We start from the raw sequence: 6,476 nt of genomic DNA, 5'->3' as shown, positions 1-6,476 counted from the left end.
GCGGGCGCAACAGGTGCTACTGGTGCTCAAGGGCCAGCAGGCGCTCAAGGTGCTACTGGTGCTCAAGGACCAGCGGGCGCAACAGGTGCTACTGGTGCTCAAGGACCAGCGGGCGCAACAGGTGCTACTGGTGCTCAAGGTGCTACTGGTGCAACAGGACCAGCGGGTACTCCAATTCCTGTAACTATCGCGGCAATCGGAAACTCAAATCCACAAACTATATCCCCTGGAACAAACATCCAATTTAATCAAGTTTTTGAATTAAATAATATCACTTTCAACGATACTTCAGATACTTTAACAATTTTAGAAACAGGCGTATATGATATTAGTTTCTCAGCATCAACAACTTTCCCAGGATCTTCACCATTTGGATTCGGTATTTCATTCAATGGCCAACCACCTACTCGTAATTTCTCAACTAACGTTATCGGTAGTGCTGTTTCATTCTCTACAATCGTTACTTTACAAGCTGGTACAACGATTTCTGTACAGCCTACAGCAAACACTATTTCTATTCCTAACACAGGCGATACAACTGCAACACTATCAGTATTCCGAATTTACTAACTTTCACTAAATACGCATATTTATAATAATATGTATCGTTTAACCGTGCATTAAATCTCTCTTTATATAGAAAGGAGCACTTGTTTGGGAGGATAAGTGCTCTTCTTTACGTTTCTTTACCTCAAATTTACTCTACCTTAATCCTCATTTTGTATGATAAATAGTGAAGTCAAAGATATGAAAGAGGGATGAAAATGAGAGTTATGTCACTAATACGCATTTGGTTTGCTCTTATGGTATGCATTATTTTATGTGTAGGATTTTTTTTAACTCTAAAATATTCCACTATATCACAAGCAGAGAGAAAAACTGTTCCATACAAACTTTTGTATACAAAACAAAGCAACATCCCTTATTCCAATGCCACAAAGAATGAAAAAAAAGTTATAAAAGGAATGCTTATTACGAAAGCTTCTAGTTCCGAAGCGTTACTTCAAATTGCTGAAACGATTAAAGATCAATATACAAATAAAGAAATCGATGAAATTACACTTTCTATCCACAATAAAAATAATGGTAATTACGAAGAAGAATTACCTTACGAACCTATTAGTAAAGGAAAAATAATCGTCACATACGATTCCGAATCCTTTGGCAGTACGAATATTCTACTTAACGAGTAATATCTTGTATCTCAATGGATATCGATTAATAGCTAGTAATGATAGACAAAAATCCCCACCGATTAAAGTTTCATTTTGTTTTTCATACGAAAAAGAGGCGAATTTCGTTATTCGCCTCTTTCTTTTACCAAAATGAAGGAATCCATTCTTTCACTTTATCAATCCACTCTTGTTGCTCTTTTTTTCTTTGTTGTTCCTCTTCTTTCCTCTTCTTCTCTTCTTCTTTTCTTCGTTTTTCCTCTTCTATTGTATTCAATTGTTTTTTATAATCGGCCTCAGATATAAGCGATAACTGGAATGCTTTTTGAGCTGGATTGGCATTCGCTTTTTTCATAATATCCCGGAACATTGTCGTAGTAATTTGACTTCCCCCCGGAACATAATGATCACTATCCGTTTTATCATATCCTACCCAAATCGCACCTACTAAATCTGGTGTGTATCCAACAAACCATGAATCCTTTGCGCCAGTGCTCGGTCCATTTACAATTTGAGTAGTTCCTGTCTTACCTGCCGTATCAATATTATTAACTTTCGCCTTTTCGCCCGTTCCCTTTTCAACAACACCTTTTAATAAATATGTCATCTTTTGAGCAATTTTCTCGCTCGTCACCCGTGTCTCTTTCTTATACCACTTTCCAATTGTTTCACCTTCAGCATTTTGTATCTCCCTAATCGCATGAGCTTCCACTTGAACACCGTCATTTGCAAATGTACTATACGCCTGAGCCATTACAAACGGAGAGGTTCCCACATGCATCCCGCCTAAAGCAATCGGGTACGTACGATCTTCTGGCACTAATGGAATACCAAATCGCTCTAAAGATTTCAATCCTTTATCTAATCCAATTTGCTCCAATAGCCAAACAGCTGAAACATTGTACGACTTTGCCACGGCTTCATACATTGTCACATCACCGTGAAAAGTATGATCACTATTTTGTGGTTTATATTCTTTAATATTAAATGGTTCATCTTTTAATATATCGTATACTTCATACCCGTTCTCTAACGCTGGTACATATACAGCCAGAGGCTTTAATGTTGAGCCAGGTTGTCTTTTTAATTGGGTTGCATGGTTAAACTGTAAAAACTGATACGGACCTCTACCTCCAACTAAAGCTGGTACACCACCTGTTTTTGGATTCATAAGAACTACACCAGTTTGCATAAGCTGGTCTGATCCATTATCTTTGAAATAACTCTCATTATTCACAACGTCTTCTACAGCCTGTTGTTTTTTCGGATCAAGCTCTGTATAAATACGATAACCACCCGCTAAAATTTCATTTTGTGTTAATTCATACTTGTCCATCGCTTCCCTAACAATATAGTCTACATATTGAGAGTATTTCCCCTTGTATTTATCATCCACACCACGTTTTAACACGAGGCCGCTCTCTTTTTCTTTATTATACTGTTCGTCAGAAATATATCCTTGCTCTTTCATTAAACTTAATACAACATTACGTCGTTCGATTGACTTATTAAAGTTTTTATAAGGCGAATACGCAGACGGCGCTTTAATCAAGCCTGCAATCGTTGCAGCTTCTGAAACTGTTAAATCCTTTACATCTTTATCAAAATAAGATTTAGCTGCCCTTTTTATACCCCAAGCACCTTCACCAAAATAAATTTGATTCATATACATTTCAATAATTTCATCTTTCGTATACGTACGCTCTATTTTTTTTGTTAAAAAATATTCCTTTATTTTTCGAGAGTATGTGCGATCTTGTGTCAGAAATACATTTTTCGCAAGTTGTTGTGTAATTGTACTTCCCCCTGCTACAACTTCTCCTGCTGTAATATTTTTAAAAACTGCACTTATAATTCCACTATAGTAAATACCGTTATGGTTAAAAAATTCCTTATCTTCTACTGCAACAATTGCCTGTACCATAACATCAGGAATATCTTTCCTTTTAACACCTTCTGTTTTAGAAGAAGCTAATTTAGTCGCAACTTCATTATTTGCATCATAAATTAAAGTTGGTTGCGGAACAGCTTGTTTTAATTCAGATATGTCTTGAATAGAAATTATTATATTTATAGCAATAAATAGAGTAGCAAGTAAACTTCCTAATACAATTAATGAATTACGAAGTTTCTTCCTCTTGTTGAACCACTCCCGCATGTTTTTTAAGTGAGTGTTCTTCAATTTCATTCGTTCACTTCCTTCGTTTGTTTACACTCTTCTTTTCAAAAGGAAGAATATACCTCCTTTTAAATTTATTATAATAACGTAGTCTTTCCTGTAGTGTAAAGCTTTTCTTTCACATTCATACTTTTTGCAAGAAAAGGACATTCTACAAGTAAGATATTCAATATTGATTAATAATATTATTAATATTATTAATACAACAATGAGAGTTATGTTAAGTTTTTGTAAACTTTTCGATAAAATGTTTTAAAAAACGACAGTTTTTTGTTAGAATTGACTAGCCAATATATTTTACATATATTACTTTTGTGGGGGTAACTAATAATGGTATTTAAATCAAAAAAAGATAAATTTTCTGAAATGTTAATGAATGTTTCCGAAAATTTAAAAGAAGGCGCGCAGTTTTTCGTGGAGTATAAAATTAAAAATGCTAGCGATTTAAAAGAGTTTTCTATGCGCATGAAAGAGTATGAGTCAAAAGGTGACTCATTTATTCACGAAATCATTATGGAGCTAAACAAAGCGTTTATTACTCCTATTGAACGTGAGGACATCCTACAACTTGCAATGAGTATGGATGATGTATTAGACGGATTAGATCATAGTGCTGGTCTATTCGAAATGTATTCTATTACAGAAGCTGATGAATACATGATTAAATTCGTTGAAGCAATTAATCAATGTGCGATTGAGATTGCAAATTCTGTTGAACTACTGTCTAAAAAGAAGTTAGTCGACATTCGTACGAACGCGATTAAGATTAAGGATTATGAATCACAATGTGATGATATTCGCCGTCATGCGATTAAGCACTTATTCTCTCGTGAGAAAGATCCGATTAAGATTATTCAATACAAAGAGATTTACGAAGAGCTTGAAGAAGTAGCGGATAGCTGCCAAAGCGTTGCAAACGTATTAGAAACAATTATTATGAAGAACGCGTAAGGAGTTTGATCATGGATACACTCTTGATACTGACCGTTTTAGTAGTCATTTGCGCTTTAGCTTTTGACTTTATCAATGGATTTCACGATACAGCAAACGCTATTGCAACGGCTGTTTCAACGAAAGCTCTAAAGCCTAGACATGCAATTATTATGGCAGCTATTATGAACTTTTTAGGTGCGATGACATTTACAGGTGTAGCAAAAACGATTACAAAAGATATCGTTGATCCATTTGCTTTACCAAATGGTTCTCTTGTAATTTTAGCTGCTTTACTTGCGGCAATAGCTTGGAATTTAATTACTTGGTACTACGGTATTCCAAGTAGTTCTTCGCATGCAATTATTGGCTCAATCGCAGGTGCAGCAATCGCTGCTGCCGGTATTAGCTCATTAAATCTTAAAGGATTCATAAAAATTCTTGAAGCTTTAATTATTTCACCGATTATCGCTTTTGTTATTGGTTATATCGTATACAGTATTTTTAAAGTGGTCTTCAAAAACTTTAACTTAACGAAAACGAATAAAAACTTCCGTATATTCCAGATCTTTACTGCCGCATTACAAGCTTATACACATGGTACGAACGATGCGCAAAAAGCAATGGGGATCATTACGATGGCTCTTATGGCCAATAACTATCATACTTCTAGCGACATCCCGTTCTGGGTACAATTATCTTGTGCAATCGCAATGGGTCTTGGTACTTCTGTCGGTGGATGGAAAATTATTAAAACTGTCGGTGGACAAATTATGAAAATTCGTCCTGTAAATGGTGTAGCTGCCGATTTATCATCATCACTTGTTATTTTCGGTGCAACATTCATTCATTTACCAGTTAGTACGACGCACGTTATCTCTTCTTCTATTTTAGGGGTTGGTGCTTCTCATCGTGTAAAAGGTGTAAAATGGGGAACAGCAAAACGCATGTTAATTACATGGGTTATCACGCTTCCTATTTCAGCTTCTTTAGCTGCTTTATTTTACTCTTTATTACACTTAATCTTTTAATTAAAAGTCGTCTTCCTTATTTTTCTAGGAAGACGACTTTTTTGTGAACATATCTTTTTCTTATTAAAAAGAGTGTATAATAATTGGTGGATAAGTTATATAGAGGAGTTGGCAATTTTGGAATACATCATGTTACTTTTCATCGGGTTAATCGCCGGGACAGTCGGGAGTCTAGTCGGGCTTGGTGGCGGAATTATTATTGTTCCGTTATTAATCGGATTACACAGTCTATCACCACAACTTGCAGTAGGAACTTCAATGGTAACAGTCGTTTTTACAGGACTATCTTCCACCCTTACTTATATGAAACATAAACGAGTAGATTACAAAAGTGGACTTATTTTATTTATCGGGAGTGGACCTGGTGGTATCATCGGCTCGTGGGCAAACAAATTTTTAAACCAAGATACATTTTCTTTATATTTTGGGATTTTCCTTATTTTCGTCTCCATTCTTCTTATGTTACGAGACAAATTAAACCCTCTTTCTTTATCAAATATGACGGTAATTAAGCGTTCTTTTACAGATAACGAAGGAAACACTGTACACTATCAATTTCCACCGCTTCTCGCTATCTTTATCGCCTTTATAGTTGGTTTTATATCTGGGTTATTTGGAATTGGTGGCGGTGCCTTACTCGTTCCAGCAATGATGCTACTTTTTGCATTCCCAGCACATATTGCTGTAGCAACTTCGATGTTTATCGTATTTCTATCAGCCATTGTAAGTTCTGCAACTCACATCTCTCTTGGAAATGTCAGCTGGATTTATGCATTAATTCTTATTCCTGGTGCATGGATTGGCGGAAAAATCGGGGCTTATATTAATACAAAATTAAGTGGTAAAGCCGTAATTAATTTATTACGTATCACATTAATTATTCTCGGAACTAGATTAATCATCACTTCTTTTTTATAACGCGTTCTTTTTAGAATGCGTTTTTTCTTATACACATGAATATAAAAATCCTCCTAAGAGAACAAATAAAATTAAACAAACACATAATAACATATAATTGGAAATATGTACTTTCTTCAAGTTGACCACTCCTATAACTGCGACTGTTATCTTTATGATAGCGAAAAAATAATTTACTTGCAGTTACAAAGTGCTAACAATGCAAAATCATTTATTACAAATTTTATCCTTATATTTCATTTCTTT

Annotated in this window: 6 protein-coding genes; 5 read left to right on the top strand and 1 reads right to left on the bottom strand. The window is 35.1% G+C overall.

Translation table 11 applies throughout. The annotated features are described in order from the left end of the window. Both FS742_RS17220 and FS742_RS17215 read left to right on the top strand, forming a co-directional pair. On the top strand, positions 1 to 570 hold a 570-nt coding region (locus FS742_RS17220), incomplete at its 5' end, for a Gly-Xaa-Xaa repeat protein (protein ID WP_144613881.1). 194 nt (positions 571 to 764) lie between these two features. Continuing rightward, a complete protein-coding gene (locus FS742_RS17215) occupies positions 765 to 1,193 on the top strand; it encodes a hypothetical protein (protein ID WP_144613879.1) in 429 nt (142 codons plus the stop codon). 124 nt (positions 1,194 to 1,317) lie between these two features. Here the strand turns inward: FS742_RS17215 and FS742_RS17210 are convergent, their stop codons facing one another. Beyond that, positions 1,318 to 3,360 (bottom strand): transglycosylase domain-containing protein, encoded by a 2,043-nt coding sequence (locus tag FS742_RS17210; protein WP_144613877.1) that lies wholly within the window; start codon positions 3,358 to 3,360, stop codon positions 1,318 to 1,320. A gap of 321 nt (positions 3,361 to 3,681) precedes the next feature. Here FS742_RS17210 and FS742_RS17205 point away from each other — a divergent pair, with 321 nt between their 5' ends. The 3 genes from FS742_RS17205 to FS742_RS17195 all read left to right on the top strand — a co-directional run bounded on the left by FS742_RS17205 (position 3,682) and on the right by FS742_RS17195 (position 6,230). Then, positions 3,682 to 4,302, top strand: a complete 621-nt coding sequence (locus FS742_RS17205; RefSeq protein WP_000231446.1) for a DUF47 domain-containing protein — start codon at positions 3,682 to 3,684, stop codon at positions 4,300 to 4,302. Between the two features lie 11 nt (positions 4,303 to 4,313). Then, positions 4,314 to 5,312, top strand: coding sequence for an inorganic phosphate transporter (locus tag FS742_RS17200; protein ID WP_144613875.1), 999 nt, complete (start codon positions 4,314 to 4,316; stop codon positions 5,310 to 5,312). A gap of 117 nt (positions 5,313 to 5,429) precedes the next feature. Then, positions 5,430 to 6,230, top strand: coding sequence for a sulfite exporter TauE/SafE family protein (locus FS742_RS17195; protein ID WP_000455763.1), 801 nt, complete (start codon positions 5,430 to 5,432; stop codon positions 6,228 to 6,230). Positions 6,231 to 6,476 lie beyond the last annotated feature (246 nt).

The organism is Bacillus cereus (assembly GCF_007678085.1).
Classification (GTDB): domain Bacteria; phylum Bacillota; class Bacilli; order Bacillales; family Bacillaceae_G; genus Bacillus_A; species Bacillus_A cereus_BE.
This window is presented reverse-complemented; position numbering and strand designations above follow the sequence as displayed.

Excerpts from the sequence above, each read along its gene's own strand:
- FS742_RS17215 (WP_144613879.1), top strand. The coding sequence starts at position 765 with ATGAGAGTTATGTCACTAATACGCATTTGGTTTGCTCTTATGGTATGC.
- FS742_RS17210 (WP_144613877.1), bottom strand. The coding sequence starts at position 3,360 with ATGAAATTGAAGAACACTCACTTAAAAAACATGCGGGAGTGGTTCAAC.
- FS742_RS17205 (WP_000231446.1), top strand. The coding sequence starts at position 3,682 with ATGGTATTTAAATCAAAAAAAGATAAATTTTCTGAAATGTTAATGAAT.
- FS742_RS17200 (WP_144613875.1), top strand. The coding sequence starts at position 4,314 with ATGGATACACTCTTGATACTGACCGTTTTAGTAGTCATTTGCGCTTTA.